This is a genomic window from Comamonas sp. Z1 (genome assembly GCF_008121555.1).
GTDB lineage: Bacteria > Pseudomonadota > Gammaproteobacteria > Burkholderiales > Burkholderiaceae_C > Comamonas > Comamonas thiooxydans.
This window is the reverse complement of the sequence record NZ_VOQT01000001.1, coordinates 321,865-342,684: the sequence shown is the minus strand read 5'-3', so window position 1 is coordinate 342,684 and position 20,820 is coordinate 321,865. Positions and strand designations below refer to the sequence as shown.

Below are 20,820 nucleotides of genomic sequence, written 5' to 3'. Positions count from 1 at the left end.
CCATGCCTATTCCCAACCATCTTTTTGCCGATCTGCCCAAAGGTCTGCGTGCGCTGGCGGCTGACTCCATAGATGCAGGCCTAAAGCTCGAGCGGCGCGATTTCCTCAAGCTGGCGACGGCCTCGGGTTTTGCGCTGGGTGTATTTCCCGCGGCTGTGTCGGCACAGGCGAAGGGTAACGAACAGGTTTCTACAAGCGCACTCAAGCCTTACCAGCAGCCATCGGCTTTTGTGAAGATTGATCGTGATGGAGCGGTGACGATCACCATCAACCGTCTGGAGTTCGGCCAAGGCGTGCAAACCGGCCTGCCCATGGTGCTGGCCGAAGAGCTGGATGCCGATTGGTCCAAGGTGCAGAGCGTGCACGGCGATGCCGATCCCGCATATCTGGATCCGGTCATGGGAATGCATCTCACGGGCGGCTCCACTGCCATCAAGAACTCGTATGTCCAGTATCGTGAACTGGGGGCGCGAACCCGCTCCATGCTGCTGGCCACGGCTGCCAAGCGCTGGAGTGTAGACCCGCAGTCCTTGCGCACTCAGGCAGGACAGGTGATCGGGCCTCGGGGCAAGAAGCTGGGCTACGGCGAGTTGGCGGATGAGGCCATGAAGATGCCTGTTCCGCAGCAGGTGAAGCTCAAGGACGCCAAAGACTTTCGCATCATCGGTCATGCCACGGGACGGCTCGATGCACGCGCCAAGTCCAGCGGCAGACAGTCATACGGCATCGACATGCATCTGCCGGGTATGTTGACCGCAGTTGTGGCGCATCCGCCGGTGTATGGAAGCAAGATTCAATCGGTGGACGATGCGGCAGCCAAAGCCATCAAGGGTGTGCGTGCAGTGCTTCGTGTGCCCAGCGTGTGGGGGGGCGAGCTGGTTGCGGTGCTGGCCGATGGTTACTGGCCAGCCAAGCAGGGTCGCGATGCCCTGAAAATCCAGTGGGACAGCGCAGCGGTTGGCAAAGTCGATTCGGCTCGGCAACTGGCGCAGTATCGTGAATTGGCCAAGAAGCCGGGCGCACTCAAGTTTGATGCCGATGTTTCGGCACTGAACGGTGCTGTTCACAAAATCAGTGCCGAATATGTCTTCCCCTACCTTGCCCATACGCCGATGGAGCCGCTGAACTGCACGGTGCGTGTGACAGGTGCAGGAAAGGATGCCAAGGTTGAGCTTTGGTTGGGCACACAGGCTCCGGGCTGGGAGGTTGCAACCGCTGCGCGCGTGCTTGGCGTGGCTCCTCAGAATGTTCGAGTCAATGTTCAGATGGCAGGGGGCGGTTTCGGCCGCCGCGCCAACCCGCGCAGTGACTACGTGGCCGAAGCCTGCGAGATTGCCAAGGCTGCCAGAACATCTGGTATTGAGGCACCGGTGCGCATGATCTGGAGTCGCGAGGACGATGTCAAAGGTGGCTATTACCGACCCATGCATGTGCATCGCGCCGAGATAGGTTTTGACGGTAAGGGGAAGGTGATCGCCTGGGATCATGTGATCGTAGGCCAGTCGCTTGCCAAAGGCACGGCGTTTGAAGGCTTCATGGTCAAGAACGGAGTGGACACCACGACGGTTGAAGGAATGAAAGAGCCGTACGACCTGCCGATGCGACTCTCGGTGCATCACCCCGAACTCAATGCGTCGGTTCTGTGGTGGCGCAGCGTGGGCTCCACACACACCGCTTATGTGATGGAGACCTTGATGGACGAAATCGCCCGAGTTGTAAAGCAAGATCCTGTCGCATACAGGCTGCAGCAGTTTGGCGACAGGCATCCGCGTCACAAGGCCGCGTTGCAACTGGCAGTCGAAAAGTCGGGCTACGGAAAGCGCCAACTGGCCGAAGGCAGAGCCTGGGGCGTGGCCGTGCATCAGTCTTTTGATTCGGTGGTTGCCTATGTGGTCGAGGCATCGATGAAGGACGGCACTCCCAAGCTGCATGCGGTTACAGCTGGCGTGCATTGCAATCTGGCGGTGAACCCTCGAAGTGTCGAGGCCCAGGTGCAGGGTGGTGCCTTGATGGGTCTCGGCATGTGCTTGCCTGGCGCGGCCATCACATTCAAGGATGGGCAAGTGGAGCAAGGTAATTTCAATGATTACACTGTGGCCCGCTTAACCGATATGCCCGCGATCACCGTGCATATCGTGCCGAGTGCCGATGCGCCCACGGGTATGGGTGAGCCGGGTGTGCCGCCATTGGCACCTGCTTTTGCCAACGCCATCGCCAAGCTGAGCGGCCATACACCACGCGAGCTGCCTTTCCAGAAAGCGTGAGAGCATGAGCCTGGATCGCTAGAAAAGCTCCTGCTGAGAGGATGTCAGAGTGACGAAATCCTCTCCGAGAGGGATCAAGATCGAGTCGGCAATCGGCTTGATCTGTTTCGCCAGATAGTGTTCGTAATCGATGCGTGAGCGGCGGATTTCCAAAGGCTCAGGGCCACTCCTGGTCATGACGTATTGGATCCAGCCGCCGTTCTGGTACTGCCTGGGTCGCCCCACGCGATCGTTGTACTCGTCAGCAATGCGAGCGGCACGGACCTGTGGTGGCACGTTGGCTACGTAGGCATCCAGGCGATGTCGCAGGCGTTTGCGATAGATGAGCAGATCATCCTTCTTGCCCGCCCGTGTCGAATGGGCGTACTCGATGACGAACTCGCGATAGGGGACACCTTGGAAGACACGCGATAGCAAGCCCTCCTGGAACTGCCGTGCCAGCGGTGTCCAGTCGCTGCGTGCCATTTCAAGGCCGCGGTAGATCATCGATTCGTTTCCGGCGGCATCTACACTCAGGCCGGCATAGCGCTTCTTGCTGCCGACGTCCGAACCGCGGATGGTAGGCATGAAGAACTTCTTGTAATACGTGTCGAACTCGATCTCGAGAAAGCTCTTCAGGCCTTGCTCTTGGTGCAGGGTTTGAATCCACCACGCGTTGATATCCCGGGCCAGCTTGGCAGCGACGGCATATGCCTCTTCGGTGGTATGGGGCCGCTTGAGCCAAATAAATATGGAGTCCGTGTCTCCATAAATAACTTCGTATCCGCGCTCTTCGACCAGACCCCTTGTGAGCTTCACCATTTCGTGGCCACGCAAGGTAATAGCTGAAATCAGATCTGGATTGAAGAATCTGCATTCCGACGCGCCTAGCACCCCAGCGAATGAGTTCATCACCAGCTTGAGCGCTTGCGACAGTGGCTCGTTCCTGGTGCGTTTGGCCTCATCTCGGGCCTGCCAGAGGGTGGTTACGATTTCCGGGAGACAGTGCTTCTCGCGAGAAAAGAGCGTGCCCCTTGGGCCTTTGATCAAAAGCTCGGAAGAGCTGGCATGTCGACCTTCTACCAAACCCACGGGGTCGACGAGGAAGGTGCGGATGATTGATGGATAGAGACTCTTGTAGTCCAGAACCACGACGGAGTCGTAGAAGCCAGGCTTGGAGTCCATGACGTAGCCGCCGGGGGAGGATTTTCCTTGAACATCGCCCACGTTGGGCGCGACATACCCCATGCGGTGCATGCGTGGCAAATAGTGATGGCTGAATGCAGCAATGGAGCCACCGAACTGGTCGAGTTGCAGGCCCGTGGTGTGGGCGCGCTCCATCGCAAACTGCAGCAGCTTCGCCTTTTCGAAGATTCGTAGAACCAGCTCGCAGTCGCGTATGTTGTAGGCGGCAAGAGCGGGCTTGTCTAGCTGGTAGCGCCGCTCGATTTCCGCCATCTTGTCGTACTCGTCTCCGATGTCCTTGCCTTCGCCCAGAAGCTCTTGCGCGACGTTCTCGAGGCTGAAGGACGGGAAGCTCCAGACCGCGGCCCTGAGCGCTTCAATCCCGTCAACGACAACTCGTCCAGGCATGGGAGCAAACAGATAGCCTTGTTTGCCGGGATGGGTTCGCCATGCAATGGGCTTGCGCTCACGCCCAAGGAGTAGCGTTGTTGCACATTCGTCTGCAGTTTTCTGCAGCACACGAAGGTCGAATTGAATGACATTCCATCCAATGATCACGTCCGGATCATTGCGTGCAAACCAATCGTTGAGCCTGTCAATCATGGCTTTGCGTGTTGTGCAATGAATCAGCTCGAAACCAGGCGTTCTTACGGGTTTGGCAGTAGGCTCACCCAGCATGAAAACGACGCGCTCCGCCATGCCGTCCAGTGCGATCGAATACAGATCTTGGTGCTGACTGGTCTCGATGTCCAATGACACGACCTTCAGAACCGGCCGGAAATCGGGCGCAGGAACAAGCTTGCAGTTCACCAGCGTCGCATGTTCTGTCCGCCCGCCTTGCAGCGTGACGCCCGCCGTGATGAAGCGCTCCATCAAGTAACGCTCATGTGGTCGAACATCAGCTTCAAGAAGGGGAATGCCTAGTTGCTGGAGAGTGCGTGCAAGTCGCCGTAATTGACGAAAACTCCTGGCATAGATACCCAAGACGGGCTCTTGCTGAAAACTCTTCAGTCCCAGTTCCCGCAATTCCGCTCCAGCCAGGGGCGGGAGTTGCGCTTCTACCGCTTCTCTGTGCCGGACCTCGACGAAAGCCACAGATTTCTGAGCAGTCAGGAGAACCTTCAGGGGGCCGCTATCGGTAGCCAGCCAATACTCAAGCTCGACGCCCGCCGGTGTGTCTCGCCAATTGCGAGTAAGGATGAATCCCTGGCGTTCTGGAGATAGCACGAAAGATGAAGTCAAGCGAATGTGACCGTCTTGAACCGGAGTTCAAGGCCCTGGCGGTGTGTGATGGCATGAGCTTGCGGAGCAAGCCACATGTCTCGAAAGAGGTACCAATGAAATGATACCCAGCAATCATGACCGCGTTTTGCCAACAGAGCCATGTCAACAGCACTCCAGGCGTTCCGCGGATCCAAAGCGGATGGAGCGAATAGATGGAGTGACGCCAATGTTCTGTGAGGGCTGAAAGCCGTCATCAAGTTGTTGCCAATCGATGGCTACCCATATCGATAGCAGGCATTACGAGAGGCTTGGTCTGCAATTCCGAGCTGGCGTGAGAGTTATACGAAAGGCCGCGCAGTTCACACTCTCGTTGAAGTGCTTAGCGCATGTATTGCATTGATCGGTTGAGCTTGCCGTCGTTAGAGGCGCTAACTCTAAAAGTCCCTGAAGCTGTAAGTCTTTCAGAAAAGGCTTGCTAACTCAGCATTAACTTTTCATTGGAAAGAGGGATGGGGGCAGGGTAAAGCCAGCTTATCTCGGCGAGCGTCTTCAAATATGATTTTCCAATGCGCTACGAGCTGACCGATCTCCGCCTGTTTCTTGAAATTGCCCAAGCAGGCAGTCTGACCGCTGGGGCATCGGCGGTGTTCATCACCCCATCCGCTGCGAGTTACCGGCTCAAGAATCTGGAGCAGGCCATGGGTACGACGCTGTTCGAGCGCACTCCTAGGGGAATGGAGCTGTCACCTGCCGGTGACGCTGTGCTGACACATGTGCGAGAGATCTTTGAAGGCATAGAGCGCATGCAGGGCGATGTGAGCCGCTTTATCTCGGGCATCAAAGGACATGTGCGTCTGATGGCCAACAGCAGCTCTCTCAATGGCTTTATCACCCATACCTTGGGGCGTTTTCTCGTGGCTTATCCCGGCATCGATGCCGAAGTGGACGAACGCCAGAGCGAGACCATTCCAACCGCGGTGCTTGCGCGCGAGGCCGACATCGGCATTTTCGCGGGTGAAACGAGTGTGGAAGGCTTGAGCATCTATCCGTATGCAGTAGACCGCCTGGTGATAGTCACGCCGCGAGATCATCCGTTGGCGTCGCAGCACAGCATTCGCCTGGCTGCGGCATTGGACTTCGATTTTGTCTGCACCAGCAGAGCCAGCAGCAACTACCTGTTCCTGCGGGATACGGCCACCAAATACGGGCGTGCGGTGAGGGCCAGATTGCACACACATGGCTTTGAGTCAGTGCTGTCTCTGGTAGCTTCCGGAGTGGGGGTGGCCATGGTTCCGACCAGCGTGCTGGCGAACCGGCAGCAGGCCAAGCTTCTGGCCGTCGTTGAGCTGGATGAGCCATGGGCACTGCGCAAGCTGAATCTGGCGGTTCGAAAAGATGCTCGCTTTCCTAACTTCATCACCGCCTGCATGAATTTCCTTCTGGAAGATCCCCTGGTTGCAGCGACACGAGTGCAGTTGCCCACCCCTGCCATGGAATAGTCGCCTTCACCGCTCTGGGTGCGTGAACAATCCATTGCCCCTAGTCTCCTATCAAATTCTCAAACAGAGCGTTCGAATCTTTCTGATTGAGCTGTCAGGTAGCGATTCATACACTGAATCAGCGCTGAAAAAGCGTTGCTAACTACAGATTGGAAGGAGACAAGGATGGCGATTTCACCCCTGGGCAAGGCCTGCCCAATTGCTTGTGCCTTGGTGTTGGGATGGGCGGCTGTTACGGCTTCGACAGGTACTGCATTGGCGCAATCTCGCTCCTACCCAAGCAAGCCTGTCACGATCGTCGTTGCATTTCCTCCAGGTGGAATGACAGATATCGTCAGCCGTGCGTTGGCCAAGGAGCTGTCGGAGAACCTCAAACAGCCTTTTGTGATCGAGAACCGTGCTGGCGTGGCTGGTCAAGTGGGGACCGAATATGTCGCAAAGCAAGCGGCAGACGGCTACACCTTGTTAGTTGGTGCTACGGGCTATGTGATTGCTCCAGCCATGAAAAGGGTTGGTTATGACCCCCTCAAGAGTCTGGAGCCGGTAGCCGTCCTGGCCAGGTCGCCCAATCTGATCGTGGTGAACCCGAAGGTTCCGGCCAAGACACTTCCCGAGTTTCTGAACTGGGCCAAGATGCAGGGCTCGATTCCTTATGGAACGGCAGGCGCGGCAGGCTCCACGCACCTGGGCGGAGAGTGGCTGGGCAAGGTCACCGGATACCCATTCGTGCATGTCCCCTACAAGGGGGCCGCGCCTGCGACCAATGATGCTGTCGCCGGGCAGATTCCCATGGCCGTCCAGGACTCGATGAGCGTCTCGGCGTTCATCACATCCGGGCGTCTACGCCCCATTGCCAATATGGCGTCCGAACGCAGCAATCTGTTCCCTGAACTGCCGACGATGCAGGAGAGTGGATTCAAGGGCTTTGACGTCTACACCTGGCTCGGCCTGTATGCCCCGGCCGGAACGCCTGCTTCCGTCGTGACGATGCTGAACAAGGAGATCAGCACCATCATGAACTCTCCTGAAATGGTCGAGCGTCTGCGTTTGCAGTACAGCGAGCCTCTGGGTGTGATGGATGTCGCCCGAACCCGCAAGTTCGTCGAAGCCGAGGTGAACAAGTGGAAGCGTGTGGTGCAGGAAACCGGTGTGAAGTCCGATGACTGAGGTCGATGCAAGCAAGATGGGCGGGCGACAGTCTGCTTCGGTGTCGGCCTGCGACAAGCGGTATTTCGATGCCTTGGCCGATGGCCGTTTCGAGATTCCTCAATGTCGCGACTGCGGACAGTTCCACTTCTTTCCCCGCGTTTGCTGTCCACACTGTGGCTCCCAGGCCATCGATTGGGTGACGGCTTCGGGAAGGGCAGTCGTGTATTCGGTGACGATTGTCCGCGCACGCGAAGGAGCTGATTACACCGTGGTGCTGGTGACTCTCGAAGAAGGTCCCAGGCTCATGAGCCGTGTGGTCGACATTCCCGTTGATGAAGTGCATATCGGTATGACTGTTCGAGCCCGCATCGATACGGTGGAAGAAAGCCCTTTGCTGGTATTCGTCGCGGCACCGGGAGGACAGGAATGAATACAGCATCTCCAAGAGGCTCCATCGCCATCCTCGGTACCGGCCTGGCCGGCATGGGGCATGCGGGTGGTGCGACGGAGCAGGAAATCATCGCACAGGCATCCTGCATGGCGATCGAGCGCAGCGGCCTGCGCAAATCCGATATCGACGGCATCATCACTTCCAGTCTCACCTCGCCCTGGTGGGTGATGCGCATGGCGGAGTACATGGGCATTCGTCCTCGGTTTTCCGACAGCACCATGTTTGGTGGCTCGGCCTTCATCGCAGACCTGAAGATCGCACAAATGGCGATCGATGCGGGGGAGTGCGAGAACGTGCTGATCTGCTATGGAAGCACGCCCCGCAGCGCGCCCAGCAGCTCTCGTGTCAATCAGATGCGCGCCGAGCTGGACCCTCAGTCATATGAGCATCCCTACAAGGCCTTCAATCCGGTGTCCAGCTACTCGCTGGCGGCGGCTCGCCATATGTATGAGTACGGCACGACACGCAAGCAACTGGCAGAAGTGGCTGTGGCTGCGCGCAAATGGGCACAACTCAATCCGGACGCGTTTTCCAGGAAAACCTTGACGGTCGATGAGGTGATCAGCTCCAGGATGATCTCTGACCCGCTGACCGTGCTCGATTGTTGCCTGGTCACGGACGGTGCGGGCGCGATCGTTGTCAGCTCGTCCCGGCGAGCCAGGGGTCTGCATGACAAGCCCATCTATGTACTGGGGAGTGGCTATGCCCACTGGCATCGTCAGATCTCGTGCATGGAAGACCTGACTGTGACGCCTGCAGTGGAGTCGGGTCGCAAGGCGTTTGCGCAGGCCGGGCTTACACCGGCCGACGTGGATGTGGTGCAGCTATATGACGCCTTCACCATCAACCCCATTCTGTTTCTCGAAGACCTGGGCTTTTGCAGCAAGGGCGAGGGCGGAGCGTTCATTGAGGGCGGACGGATCGAACCGGGCGGCGCCTTCCCCATGAACACCAATGGCGGCGGCCTGTCGTGCGTGCATCCGGGCATGTACAGCATTTTCCTCATCATCGAGGCCGTGACGCAGCTGCGTGCACAGGCAGATGCACGCCAGGTGCCGGGTGCAGAAGTGGCGCTGGTGCATGGCAACGGAGGCGTGCTATCCAGTCAGGCAACAGCCATCCTGGCTTCGTCACTGTAGAAGGAGCAGACACATGATCGACAAGATCCTCGATTCGGCAGCGCAGGCGGTAGCCGATATCGCCGACGGTTCCTGCATTCTGGTCAGCGGGTTTGGCTTGGCGGGTCAGCCCAATGCATTGCTGGATGCCCTCTATGAACAGGGGGCGAGTGAACTCACCGTGGTTTGCAACAACAGCGGCAGCCGGGATATCGGTCTCGCTCGGCTGATTCGCGCCGGCAGAGTACGCAAGCTGCTTGCCTCCTATCCACGCGGTGCCGAATCAGACGCCTTCGAGAGCGCTTATGCCCAGGGGCGAATCGAGTACGAATGCGTCCCCCAGGGCACGCTGGCCGAGCGCTTGCGCGCTGCAGGCGCCGGATTGGGTGGATTCCTGACACCCACGGGCTACGGAACAGAGCTGGCCGCAGGCAAGGAGACGCGGGTCATCGATGGCGTCGGCTATGTTTTCGAGCAACCTTTGCATGGCGACTATGCGTTGGTGCAGGCGTTTGTGGCCGACCGTTGGGGCAATCTGCTGTATCGCAAGGCGGCTCGCAATTTCGGTCCGATCATGTGCATGGCAGCGAAGGTGTCGATTGTGCAGGTGGGAGAGGTTGCGACGCTTGGAGAGCTGAATCCAGAGAGCATTGTCACTCCCGGAATTTTCGTGCAGCGCGTGGTCGTGAATGCCGCTGCCGCACAGGAGCGACGCGCATGAAGCAGGGAATGACACGCCAGCAGATGGCACAGCGTGTGGCCAGGGATATTCCTGCAGGTGCCTACGTCAATCTTGGAATTGGTCTGCCTGTCACCGTACTCGATCACTTCAAGCCTGAAGACGAAATCGTGGTGCACAGCGAGAACGGCATTCTCGGCATGCGTGCGCTGCTCGACGGTGAGGCGCCAGATCCGGACATGTCTAACGCCGCCAAGCTGCCTGTGAATATTCGCGCTGGCGGCAGCTTTTTCCATCACGCAGATTCCTTTGCCATGATGCGTGGCGGACATCTGGACTTCTGCATTCTGGGTGGGTACGAGGTCTCGGAGCACGGTGATCTTGCCAACTGGTCTTTGGGGCAGAAGAACGTGGCGACCGCAGTGGGCGGTGCTATGGATCTGGCGGTGGGGGCCAAGGCCGTTTACGTGCTCATGGAACATGTCACGCGAGAGGGCAGGCCGCGCATTGTGAGTCAATGCAGCTTGCCCTTGACGGGGCGGCGTGTCGTCAAGCGTATCTACACCGATCTGGCTGTCATCGATGTCCGGCCCCAGGGGCTTGTTGTCATCGACATGGTGGAGGGCATGGACGAACAGACCCTTGAAGCATGCACGGGGGCCGATTTGCGGTTCGAGCTGGAAAGGTCGCTGCCATGATCGACTCCTCCGACAGCTTCGCACTGGAAGCGTTCCGTGATGAGGTGCGCGCCTTTCTCGCAGAACAGCTTCCAGTCGATCTGCGGCGCAAGGTGCTGGAGCACAAGCGTCTTAAGAAGGAGGATTTCCTGCACTGGCAATCCATCTTGCGCCGCAAGGGCTGGGCGGCACCCAATTGGCCGAGCGAGTATGGCGGGACGGGTTGGTCGCTGGCGCAGCGGCTTGTCTTTGATGACGAATGTGCAATCGCAGGCGCTCCTGAAACCGTTCCCTTCGGACTGCGCATGGTTGCTCCGGTACTGATGAAGTACGGCACACAGCAGCAGAAAGACCACTATTTGCCACGGATACTGTCTGGTGAAGACTGGTGGTGTCAGGGCTATTCGGAGCCGGGATCCGGGTCTGACCTGGCTTCGTTGCGCACTTGTGCCGAACTGAAGGATGGCGAGTTCATCGTTCATGGTCAGAAGACCTGGACGACCTATGCGCAGTATGCAGACATGATGTTCTGTCTGGTTCGTACGGACCCACAGGCCAAGGCGCAGTCCGGCATTTCCTTTTTGCTCATCGATATGAGGTCGGCAGGCATCACCGTGCGTCCGATCCGCACCATCGACGGCGACACTGAAATCAATGAAGTGTTTCTTGACGGAGTGCGTGTTCCCGAGAGCAACCTGGTGGGCGAGCTGAACCGAGGCTGGACTTGCGCGAAGTATCTGCTGTCGCATGAGCGCTTTGGCGCGGCCCGCGTCGGCCGCTGCAAGCGGGAGCTGACATTTCTGAAACGTCTGCTGGAGGAGCGAATCGTCGATGGTGTTTGCCTGGCGCAGCGTGCGGATTGGGTGCAGAACGTGGCGCGCCTTGATCTGGAGCTGCTCGCGCTTGAAGCCTCTGTTCAGCGTTTGCTGCGTCAGACCGAGGGCGGGGCAGGCAATGGGGCAGAAGCTTCGGTACTCAAGCTCATCGGCACGACGTTGGCGCAGGCGATTACCGAGCGCCAGGTCGAGGCGGCCGGCCCCTTGGCTCTGGAGTTCAGTCAACAGGCATTCGAGTTGGCGCCGTCCGAGCCGGAAATCTCCGTATCAACGCTGGCGGGCTTCTATCTGAATCTTCGAAAGATCTCGATCTATGGGGGGACGGACGAAGTGCAGCGAAACATCATTGCCAAAATGGCTCTGGGACTGTGAGTGCCATGAGAGACTATCTGAACGACGAGCAGCGCCAACTGGCGGATTCGCTAGAGCGCTATCTGGAGCGGGAACATCCCATTCCCGAGTCCGGCATCCCTTGCTGCGCTGCAGGGCAGCCCATTTCCGCTTCGGGGCATTGGGGGGAATTCGCCAACTTCGGCCTCCTCGCTCTCACCGTGGACGAAAGTCGTGGAGGCATCCAGGACGATCCGATAGCTGTGCATGCGATCATGGAGCACTTCGGGCGCCACTTGGTGCTGGAGCCCTATGTGGCAACCGTGGTACAGGCGGCTAGTCTGTTGGCGGCTACGGGCACGGAACAGCTTGCAAGTGAGCTGCTAGCTCTGGTTCTGGCTGGTGATTGTCAGATCGCCATGGCCCATGCAGAGGAACAGACCGACTACAGCCTGCACAATGTCAGCACCCGGGCCGAGGTCTTGGAGCAAGGATGGGTGCTGGACGGCCACAAGGTGGGTGTTCGTCATGCGCAGCACGCGGATATGTGGCTGGTGCTTGCCAGAACGCGGGGATCGGCCCTGCAAACGGATGGTCTGTCGCTGTTCATGGTGAGACCGCAGACCTCAGGCATCCGTGTCCGCTCCTATTTCAACATCGACGGGTCTCCGGCGTCTGACATCTGGTTCGACAGGGTACAGCTGCCCAAGTCCAGCTTGCTTGGAGAGCTCCATCTGGCCTGGCCGTTGTTCGAGCATATCTGTGCCAGAGCCAATGCAGCCTTGTGTGCCGAGTCCGTAGGAATCATGTCGGCTGTACTGGAGGCCACGCTCGGATACGTGAGGGAGCGCAAGCAGTTCGGCAGCTCGATCGGCAGCTTTCAAGCCATTCAGCACCGTCTGGTGGACATGTATATGCAGCTGGAGAAGTCACGCTCGTTGTCGCAAAAGGCCAGCGCCATGTTGCGCTCTGAAGACTTTCTGGCCGCGGTTTCGGCGGCCAAGGCCATGTGCTGTCAAGCGGCCCGGTTCATCTGTCAGAGTGCGATTCAGCTGCATGGCGGCATAGGCATGACGGACGAACTGGCGCTCGGCAAGTTCGTCAAGAGGTTGCTGGTGCTATCCCATACCCTCGGAGACGAGCAGCACCATGTCCAGCAATTCGCGCGCCTGGCCCAGTCCCCATCCGCGATGCATTCGCTCGCGCAGCACTGAAATATGACCTCCATGAACGACTACAAACAAGCAGTTTCACTTTCCGAAACCGTGCGCTATGAGGAGCGCCAGGGCGTTGCGCTCATCGTCATCGACAATCCAGCCGTCAACGGGCTGGGTGACACGGTACGACGCGGCATTGCCCAAGGCATTGCCCGTGCACAGGCCAACGCAGCCGTGAGAGCCGTGGTGCTGCGTGGGCAGGGCAAGGTCTTCTGCGGCGGCGCGGACATACGCCAGTTCAATACCCCTGCTGCCACGGCGAGCCCCATGTTGCGTCAAGTCAACCGATCCATAGAGCGGTGCATCAAGCCCGTGGTCGCCTGCATTCACGGTGTAGCGCTGGGCGGTGGACTGGAGCTGGCGCTGGCCTGTCACTACCGGGTCGCGGATTCATCCGCACGAATGGGGCTGCCTGAGGTGAATCTGGGGCTGGTCCCCGGTGGTGGGGGAACGCAACGGCTTCCACGGTTGATCGGGGCGGCAGATGCCGTGCGGCTGGTCACCTCGGGCAAGCATGTCGGAGCCAAGGAGGCTCTGCAGCTCGGTCTGGTGGATGCAATTTTCGAGGACGATCTGGAGCAGGCCAGCATGACGTTTGCGCTGGGCATAGCGGACAATCATTCAGTGCTGCCGGTGCTGGCGGACATCAAAGTTCCCTCGCCCAAGGGTGAGCTGCCAGACTTCGAGCGTCTTCGAGCAGGCGTCAACCCCAAGGCCCGTAACGCGATTGCGCAGCGCGCCGTCATCCAGTGCGTGAAAAGCGCCATGAACTTGCCTTTCGAGCAGGGCCTTGACAAGGAGCGTGAACTGTTTGAAGAACTGGTTGCCGGAGCACCTTCCAAGTCCTTGCGTCACATGTTCTTTGCCGAGAAGGAAGCGGCCAAATTTGTCGGCAAGGACTGCGATGTGGCTGAGAGGAAGATTTGTCGTGTCGGTATTCTGGGCGCGGGCACCATGGGCGGCGGCATTGCCATGGCGTTTGCGAATGCAGGCATTCCCGTCGTCTTGTGCGAGCGAGAGCAGGCGGCACTGGACCGCGGCATGGCACTAATCGAGCGCAACTATCAAATTTCCGTATCGCGTGGAGGGCTCACTGTCGAAGCGGTCAAAGAAAGGATGCTGCACATTCAGCGGACATTGGACCTGTCGGCGTTCGCAGAGGTTGATCTGGTCATAGAAGCCGTTTTCGAAGATATGGCTGTCAAGCGCGATGTGTTTATGCAGCTCGACAGGATCTGCAGAAAAGGTGCGATTCTTGCCACCAATACGTCGCGGCTGAACATCAACGAGATCGCTGCTGTGACCCAGCGTCCCGAAGATGTCATCGGCCTGCATTTCTTCAGTCCGGCCAATGTGATGAAGTTGCTGGAGGTGGTGCGTGGAGAGCGCACCTGCGACGCAGTCATCGCGAGCTGCATGCAGATGGCTGTGGCCATCGGCAAGATCCCCGTGCTGGTGGGCGTTTGTGAAGGCTTTGTGGGCAACCGCATGCTGACAGGGTACTGGCGAGAAGCGGGCTTTTTGCTTGAAGAGGGGGCCACGGTGCCGCAGATCGATGCTGCCATGCAGGCATTCGGCTTCGCGATGGGCCCTCTTGCCATGGCAGACCTTGCAGGATTGGACATCAACTGGGCGACACGCAAGCGTCTTGCTCCCACGCGAGCATCTCATCTGCGCTACTCCAGTGTGGCTGACAGGATCTGCGAGCAAGGCCGCTTCGGTCAGAAGACCGGTGCCGGCTACTACCGCTACGAAGCCGGCAGTCGCACGCCAGTTCCCGATCCCTTTGTCGAAGAGCTCATTGTGGAATGTGCTCGCGAGGCCGGCATCGAGAGGCGTCGGGTCAGCGATGAGGAAATCGTCGAACGCTGTGTGCTTGCGTTGGTCAACGAAGGTGCGCGCATCATCGACGAAGGAATCGCTCAACGAGCCTCCGATGTGGATGTGGTGTATGTGAATGGCTATGGCTTTCCTGCATGGCGGGGTGGACCGATGTTCCATGCTCAGAGCCAGGGATGGACGCAGATCCTCGCAAAGATTCAGGATCTGCATGCCCGGCATGGCGAGCACTGGATTGCGGCGCCATGGATCGAACAACAAGCACTGAACGACACATTGGGCCAGCCATGAGCAACTCCGCCTTCGTACCTCCGGAGGGATTTGAGGAGCATGTGTCTCCCAGCAACTTCGTGCTTGCGCAAGGCCCCATGTACAAGAGGCAGCGCGAAGACGGATCCATCATCATAGGAGTGAGGGTGCTCGAGCAGCATCTCAATCTTCACGGCATCGCACATGGTGGCTTTGTGGCGACGGTGGTCGACAACGCCATTGGCTACAACGTGGCGACGGCACTTGCCGTATCAATAGTGACGGCTCATATGAACATCGACTACCTGTCTAGCGCGCGCCTGAGGGACTGGATCGAGGCCGAGGTGCTGATCACCCGCAGGGGCCGGAGAATGTGCTTTGCCGATTGCACTTTGCGCAATGGCAATGCGCTGATGGCGCGAGCCAGCTGCATTCTCGTACCCATCTCCTGAGGTGACCAGGTCGCGCGCATTTCAGGCGTTTCGATAGGCTGGAAGACCGTCCAAATTCCGCGAACTCCGGGTGCAAAAATGGCCAATTGACCCTAGGCAAGCCCGCTCCAAGAATACAGAAAAATTTTGGAGGTGTGATGCTTGCGAATGCACTGGATGGAGTCCGTGTTGTGGACTTGTCAAGAATTCTGGCGGGGCCATGGTGCACCCAGAATCTGGCTGATCTTGGCGCGAATGTCCTCAAGATCGAACGCCCTGAAACAGGGGACGATACCCGTAGCTGGGGGCCTCCGTTCCTGACATCAGCAAGCGGTGAGCGGGTGGCCGCCTATTTCCTCTCCTGCAATCGAGGCAAGCAATCCATCACGCTGGACTTTACGAGAGAGGCAGAAGTTGCCTGGCTGCTGCGCCAGATACAGGATGCCGACGTGGTTGTCGAAAACTACAAGGTCGGAACGCTGGCTCGCTATGGCCTTGACTACGACACCTTGGCGCGTATCAACCCGGGACTGATCTACCTGTCCGTCACGGGGTTTGGACAGACAGGCCCGTTTGCTCACAAGCCCGGATATGACTACATCTTCCAGGGCATGGGTGGCTTGATGAGCTACACAGGCATTGCCGACGGTGAAGAGGGGGCAGGCCCCTTGCGCACCGGCGTGGCCGTGGTGGATCTGATGACGGGAATGTATGCCACCAGCGCGGTGCTCGCGGCCTTGGTGCAGCGTGGACGCTCCGGGCTGGGTCAGCACCTTGATATCGCATTGCTGGATGTAGCGGTGGCGATGAATGCCAATCAGGGATCCAACTTCCTGGTTTCAGGTGAGAAGCCGGTGCGCATCGGCAATATGCACCCCAATCTCGCGCCGTATGAAGTCTTTGAATGCAGCGATGGCCACATCATCTTGGCAATAGGCAACGACACTCAGTTTTCGGCCTTTTGCAAGCTCATGAAGAGTGAATGGCATCTGCAGCCCGAGTTCGCGACAAATGCGGGACGCCTGACGAATCTGGCGCAACTCAGGCCGCTGTTGCGCGCCGTATTGATGCACTGGAGGACTGCCGATCTGGGCCTTGCTCTCGATATCAATGGCATCTCCTGGGGAAGCATCAACAGTCTGGAGCAGGTCTTCCAGCACCCACAGGTGATTCATCGTCAGATGCTTCAGACCGTCGAGCACCCAGAACTGGGAAAGCTCCAACTCGTGCGCAATCCTATGCTGCCCCCGAGTGCGGGATTGCAGATTTGTCCACCGCCCACGCTGGGGCCAGCCGCAGCCGCATCTGCTGCTGAGCCATTTCCCGTCAGCCTTCCAGCAGACGAACGATGCCGATGCTGATCAAAGCATCAGGTCTTGCTTTTACATAACAGGAGACGTGAATGAAGCCCTTGAAATCTCTGCTCGCCTTGGCCCTGGGTCTTGGTGCCATCTCCATGGCTCATGCTGCCGGTGCCACTTCCTATCCGGATCGTCCCGTACGGCTGGTCGTCCCCTACGCCGTGGGCGGAGCTACCGATGTCATCGGGCGCGTGATGGCTCGCTATCTTGGCGAGGCGCTCGGACAATCCATCGTCGTGGAGAACAAGCCAGGAGCAGGAGGTAGTACGGGTTCGCAGTACGCCTCCAAGCAGCCTGCCGACGGCTACACGCTGGTCATGATGGTGGAGAGTTCACATGCAGTGAATCCCAATGTCTATGCCAAGCCTGCCTACGATGCGGTGAAGGACTTCACGCCTATCACCAATATTGCCAATGTTCCGGGTGTGATGGTGGTGAATGTCTCGTCGCAGTACAAGACGGCTCAGGATGTGATCGATGAAGCCCGAAAGACGCCAGCCAAGCTGAACTATGGCTCGTCGGGTAATGGTGGGCTGAGTCATCTGAGCGGCGCCTTGTTCGGCCATACCACCAGGACCCAGATCACCCATGTTCCCTACAAGGGCCTGGGCCCCGCACTCAACGATCTGATCGCTGGCCAGATCGACGTGGTATTTGACAACATGCCCTCATCGGGTGGCCTGATCGCAGGCAATCAGCTGCGCGCCCTGGCGGTCTCCAGTCCAAAGCGTCTGGCCAACTTGCCCAACGTACCGACCTATGCTGAAGTTGGATTGAAGCCCATGAACGATATGTCTTGGTATGGGCTGGGTGCACCTGCCGGCCTGGATGCGGCGGTGTTACACAAGCTGAACATTGCTGCCAAGGCAGCGCTACAGAATCCTGAACTTATCAAGACGATAGAACAGCAAGGCGCGGTGGTCGATTACCAGTCACCGCAGCAGTTTCGCGACACGGTAGAACGGTCCAACAAGGCATGGGCCAAGCTCATCAAGGACATCGGCTTCAAAAAACTCTGACAGGACAATCATGTATTCGCAAGTCACCTATCCCACCTCGACCACCGCAGTGCTGTCCATCACGGACGCTGGTGTTCTCAACGTATTGAGCACTCCCGTCATTCAGGGCCTGATCCAGACGCTCAGCGAACTGGCAGAAAACAAAGAGCTGCATTGTCTTGTGCTGAGAGGCTCAGGCTCGCGGGCTTTCGTTGCGGGAGCCGACATCAAGGAACTGGCCAGCTTGAATGCAGGTACCGGGCGAGCCTTCATCAGCGGCCTGCGCGATCTTTGCAACGCGGTGCGGCACTTCCCGGTGCCCGTTATCGTGCGCCTGGAGGGGCATACTCTTGGCGGCGGCTTGGAGCTGGCGATGGCTGGTGATTTGCGAATCGCTGCCGATAACGCCGTTGTTGGCATGCCCGAGGTGAAGGTCGGAATCCCATCGGTAATTCATGCCGCCATGATGACGTCCCAGATCGGCACGACACGCGCAGCTTGGCTGTTGCTGACGGGAGAGAACATCCCGGCAGCTCAAGCGCGGGAATGGGGCCTGATCAACGAATGCGTCCCTCAGGAGAAGCTGGATGAGCGCATTCTGGAGGTGGCCGCCGGCCTGTCCGAAATCGGCCCGATGGTACTTAGGCAGCAAAAGAAATTACTGCGCCGCTGGGAGCGCATGACACTGGATGCAGCGGTCGATGACAGCATTGCCGAGTTTGGTGCGGCTTTCCAGACCGGTGAGCCACAGCAGCATATGAATGCTTTCTTGAGGGAGAAAGCAGAAAAACACAAATCTCGTTAAGCACTCGCCATTCAGCTGGTGAGTCAGGCGAGTTTGTGGGATCTAGGCTGCTTACATTACGCCCGAACTACAGACGGAGTTAGGCAAGGGGTGTGCGTCTCAAGAACAAGCCGCGCAACAGGGCTCCATTCAAATGGTGTGGTGCTTTCGAGTTGCCGTGCAATAGCCGAGCTTGCCTGCTGCTGATCTGAGCTCTTAATTGCGTCTTTGATTTCACGACTGTCATGTTGAAGTGCCAGTCTTAGGCTGAGGCAGAGCTTGGTGTCTAGGGCGTTCGCTGATATGGGGCGCCTTATAAGTACGCTCATGTGCTATGAGCGCCTTCAGGATGCGTGCTTTTTATTGGTTAAGGCCACGGACGGCATTTTTCTTTGCTCTCTCAGGCGTTGGTGCTCAGGTAGAGGCTAAAACTGAGTCCGATCGCTGGACTGGGCCCGCATTCCCGGCGGGATGCCATAACACGGGTCATTCGCCTTTCACACCAGAGCCTTGGCTCGGAGTTGCTCACCTCATGCTTGTGACGTGATCGCTGTGCCCGCCCGGACCGGGCAGGGTTCAGGCAATCAGCGCGCGAGTCAACAGATCCACTCCAGCCAGGAAGTCGCCGATGTCCATGGCTTCATGCGGATTGTGCGAGCCATTTTCGTTGCGAATGAAGACCATGGCCGATGGCACGCCTGCATTGGCGAACACTGCTGCATCATGGCCGGCACCGCTGGCCATGCGCTCCAGTTTCATGCCTTGCTCAGCGGCTGCTTCCAGACGGTTCAGCCAGCTTGCATCCATGGTGGCAGACTCTGTGAACAGGCGCTCGTCGAACTCGAAACGCACGCCGCGGGCGCGCTCTATGGCCTGACACTCTTCGCGCATCAGGGTGTAGAAGCGCTCCAGGGTCTGGGTGTCCTGGCTGCGCACCTCGAAGCTGAATGCCACTTCGCCGGGAATGACGGAAACGGCATGCGATTGCGCCGAGGTGGAGCAAATGCCCGTGGTCATCACCATGTCCATGCCCATCTGCAGCAGCACGCGCCAGTGTTCGTCCATGCGTGACAGCAGTTCGGCAACCGCCAGCAATGCATCCTTGCGCAGCCAGCGCGGCACGGCGCCCGAGTGGCCGGTTTCGCCGATGCAGCGGATCAGGTTGTGACGGACGTTGCCGCGGATGCCTGTGACCAGGGCCACCGGCCAGCCGCGATTGACCATGACCGGCCCCTGCTCGATGTGCAACTCCAGATAGGCAGATATATTCGCGAGATCCAGCAGCGGCTCGGCGCGTTGAATGGCGTCGATATCGGCGCCGCAGCGCGACATGGCTTGGCTCAACACGCCTGCGCCATCGCGGTGAGGGCGTTTCAATGTGGCGGCGGGCAGCTTGCCCAGCAAGGACAGAGAGCCGAGGTAGGCCTTTCCATACCAGGCGCTTTCCTCGCCGCGCAGGGCAAGAACGCGCAGTGGCGGAGCCTGTTCGTGGCGACCGCGCAGCTGCAGCAGCATCAGCATGCCGGCGACAATGCCTGCCAGTCCGTCGAAGTTGCCGCCCTGCGGTACGGAATCGGCATGAGAGCCAACCACGACGTAGGGTTCCGTCCGGTTTTCCTCTGGCAGACTCAACCACAGGTTGCCGGCTCGATCCCATTCATGGTTCAGGCCCAGATCTTCGGCCCGCTCCTCAAGTATGCGCAGCGCAGCAGTCTCGCCTTCGCCGTAGCTTTCGCGAGTGACGCCAAGGCCGTCGCGGGTGGCATCGCGAATTTCAGAGAGCAGGGCTTGCGCGAGTGCGCTGGCATCCGTCATGGTGTTGCAGGCCATCATGCTCCGCTACCTCCGTGTCGGATGGACCAGTCCACGGGCGAGGCCGAGAAGTCCGCCAGCGTGGCCTTTTGCTCGGCACTGAGCTGTCCGCTCGCAAGCAGCGCTTCATGCAGCTGATTCCAGGTCGCCAGAGCATGCAGGGACAAGGCGTGATCGGCCAGGGTGCCTGCTTGGGGGGCATAGAGCGCATAGTCGAGCAGAACCAGCACGTCCTCGACCACGGGACCGGCGCGGCGCAGGGCGGCAACCGTCCCGGCCTTGGAGCGACCGTCTGTGGTGACGTCATCCACCAGCAGGACCTTGGCATCGGCAGGCAGGCGGCCTTCGAGCTGGGCTGTGATGTCCCAGCCGACAGGACGCTTGCGCAGATAGAGCATGGGCAGCTCAAGTCGCTCGGCCAGCCATGCCGCAAAGGCAATACCCGAGCTTTCGGTTCCCACGATGGCATTGATGCCGCGGGCTGCAACCAGTGGCCGCATGCAGCGGGCTGCGATGTCCATGATTTCGCTGCGCAGAGCGACATCGGACATCAGGACCTGGGCATCCACATAGACCGGGCTGGCCCAGCCCGAGGTGTAGATGAACGGTTGATGCGAAGCAATGCGTACAGCACCGAGGCCGACCAGGGCCCGGGCAACGCGTGGCGCGTCGGAAGCGGATAGAAGCATGAGCGTGTGTGTTGGCAAAGTGGGCATGTTAAGTAGGCAGGCTTGCGGC

Annotated in this window: 17 protein-coding genes; 14 read left to right on the top strand and 3 right to left on the bottom strand. The window is 58.9% G+C overall.

Features of this window, described 5'->3' with window-relative positions; genetic code table 11:
• Window positions 1-2: 2 nt before the first annotated feature.
• Window positions 3-2,264, top strand: a complete 2,262-nt coding sequence (locus tag FSY45_RS01490) for a xanthine dehydrogenase family protein molybdopterin-binding subunit (RefSeq protein WP_046462014.1) — start codon at window positions 3-5, stop codon at window positions 2,262-2,264.
• A gap of 18 nt (window positions 2,265-2,282) precedes the next feature.
• Here FSY45_RS01490 and FSY45_RS01485 read toward each other — a convergent pair whose 3' ends face one another.
• The gene (locus FSY45_RS01485) at window positions 2,283-4,670 is read right to left on the bottom strand and encodes a DNA polymerase II (RefSeq protein ID WP_223305721.1); all 2,388 of its coding nucleotides are present in this window, start codon (window positions 4,668-4,670) and stop codon (window positions 2,283-2,285) included.
• Window positions 4,671-5,218: 548 nt separating this feature from the next.
• Here FSY45_RS01485 and FSY45_RS01480 point away from each other — a divergent pair.
• The 13 genes from FSY45_RS01480 to FSY45_RS01420 all read left to right on the top strand — a co-directional run bounded on the left by FSY45_RS01480 (window position 5,219) and on the right by FSY45_RS01420 (window position 18,291).
• Window positions 5,219-6,151, top strand: a complete 933-nt coding sequence (locus FSY45_RS01480) for a LysR family transcriptional regulator (protein ID WP_046462015.1) — start codon at window positions 5,219-5,221, stop codon at window positions 6,149-6,151.
• Window positions 6,152-6,316: 165 nt separating this feature from the next.
• A complete protein-coding gene (locus FSY45_RS01475) occupies window positions 6,317-7,318 on the top strand; it encodes a tripartite tricarboxylate transporter substrate binding protein (protein WP_046462016.1) in 1,002 nt (333 codons plus the stop codon).
• Window positions 7,311-7,730: a Zn-ribbon domain-containing OB-fold protein gene (locus FSY45_RS01470; protein ID WP_046462017.1), complete on the top strand. Its 420-nt coding sequence runs from the start codon at window positions 7,311-7,313 to the stop codon at window positions 7,728-7,730. The genes FSY45_RS01475 and FSY45_RS01470 overlap by 8 nt, the downstream gene beginning before the upstream one ends.
• Window positions 7,727-8,890, top strand: a complete 1,164-nt coding sequence (locus tag FSY45_RS01465; RefSeq protein ID WP_046462018.1) for a thiolase — start codon at window positions 7,727-7,729, stop codon at window positions 8,888-8,890. The genes FSY45_RS01470 and FSY45_RS01465 overlap by 4 nt, the downstream gene beginning before the upstream one ends.
• 13 nt (window positions 8,891-8,903) lie before the next feature.
• Window positions 8,904-9,590 (top strand): 3-oxoacid CoA-transferase subunit A, encoded by a 687-nt coding sequence (locus FSY45_RS01460; protein ID WP_046462019.1) that lies wholly within the window; start codon window positions 8,904-8,906, stop codon window positions 9,588-9,590.
• Complete coding sequence (locus FSY45_RS01455) at window positions 9,587-10,246, top strand: 3-oxoacid CoA-transferase subunit B (protein WP_046462020.1); 660 nt, start codon at window positions 9,587-9,589, stop codon at window positions 10,244-10,246. The genes FSY45_RS01460 and FSY45_RS01455 overlap by 4 nt, the downstream gene beginning before the upstream one ends.
• Complete coding sequence (locus FSY45_RS01450; protein WP_046462128.1) at window positions 10,246-11,433, top strand: acyl-CoA dehydrogenase family protein; 1,188 nt, start codon at window positions 10,246-10,248, stop codon at window positions 11,431-11,433. Before FSY45_RS01455 ends, FSY45_RS01450 begins: the two co-directional genes overlap by 1 nt.
• Window positions 11,434-11,438: 5 nt before the next feature.
• Window positions 11,439-12,605 carry an acyl-CoA dehydrogenase family protein gene (locus FSY45_RS01445; RefSeq protein WP_046462021.1) on the top strand — a complete coding sequence of 389 codons (1,167 nt, stop codon included), beginning with the start codon at window positions 11,439-11,441 and terminating at the stop codon, window positions 12,603-12,605.
• A 12-nt stretch (window positions 12,606-12,617) separates the two neighbouring features.
• Window positions 12,618-14,738, top strand: a complete 2,121-nt coding sequence (locus FSY45_RS01440; RefSeq protein WP_046462129.1) for a 3-hydroxyacyl-CoA dehydrogenase NAD-binding domain-containing protein — start codon at window positions 12,618-12,620, stop codon at window positions 14,736-14,738.
• Complete coding sequence (locus FSY45_RS01435) at window positions 14,735-15,148, top strand: PaaI family thioesterase (protein WP_046462022.1); 414 nt, start codon at window positions 14,735-14,737, stop codon at window positions 15,146-15,148. The genes FSY45_RS01440 and FSY45_RS01435 overlap by 4 nt, the downstream gene beginning before the upstream one ends.
• Window positions 15,149-15,285: 137 nt before the next feature.
• On the top strand, window positions 15,286-16,488 hold the full coding sequence (locus FSY45_RS01430; RefSeq protein WP_046462023.1) for a CaiB/BaiF CoA-transferase family protein: 1,203 nt from the start codon (window positions 15,286-15,288) through the stop codon (window positions 16,486-16,488).
• A 41-nt stretch (window positions 16,489-16,529) separates the two neighbouring features.
• Window positions 16,530-17,507: a tripartite tricarboxylate transporter substrate binding protein gene (locus FSY45_RS01425; RefSeq protein ID WP_046462024.1), complete on the top strand. Its 978-nt coding sequence runs from the start codon at window positions 16,530-16,532 to the stop codon at window positions 17,505-17,507.
• Between the two features lie 10 nt (window positions 17,508-17,517).
• Window positions 17,518-18,291 (top strand): enoyl-CoA hydratase, encoded by a 774-nt coding sequence (locus tag FSY45_RS01420; protein WP_046462025.1) that lies wholly within the window; start codon window positions 17,518-17,520, stop codon window positions 18,289-18,291.
• Window positions 18,292-18,846: 555 nt separating this feature from the next.
• Here FSY45_RS01420 and FSY45_RS01415 read toward each other — a convergent pair.
• Entirely contained in the window at window positions 18,847-20,103 is a 1,257-nt protein-coding gene (locus FSY45_RS01415) for a hydantoinase/carbamoylase family amidase (RefSeq protein ID WP_046462026.1), read from the bottom strand.
• Window positions 20,100-20,771 carry an orotate phosphoribosyltransferase gene (locus tag FSY45_RS01410; RefSeq protein ID WP_003070093.1) on the bottom strand — a complete coding sequence of 224 codons (672 nt, stop codon included), beginning with the start codon at window positions 20,769-20,771 and terminating at the stop codon, window positions 20,100-20,102. The genes FSY45_RS01415 and FSY45_RS01410 overlap by 4 nt, the downstream gene beginning before the upstream one ends.
• Between the last annotated feature and the right edge of the window lie 49 nt (window positions 20,772-20,820).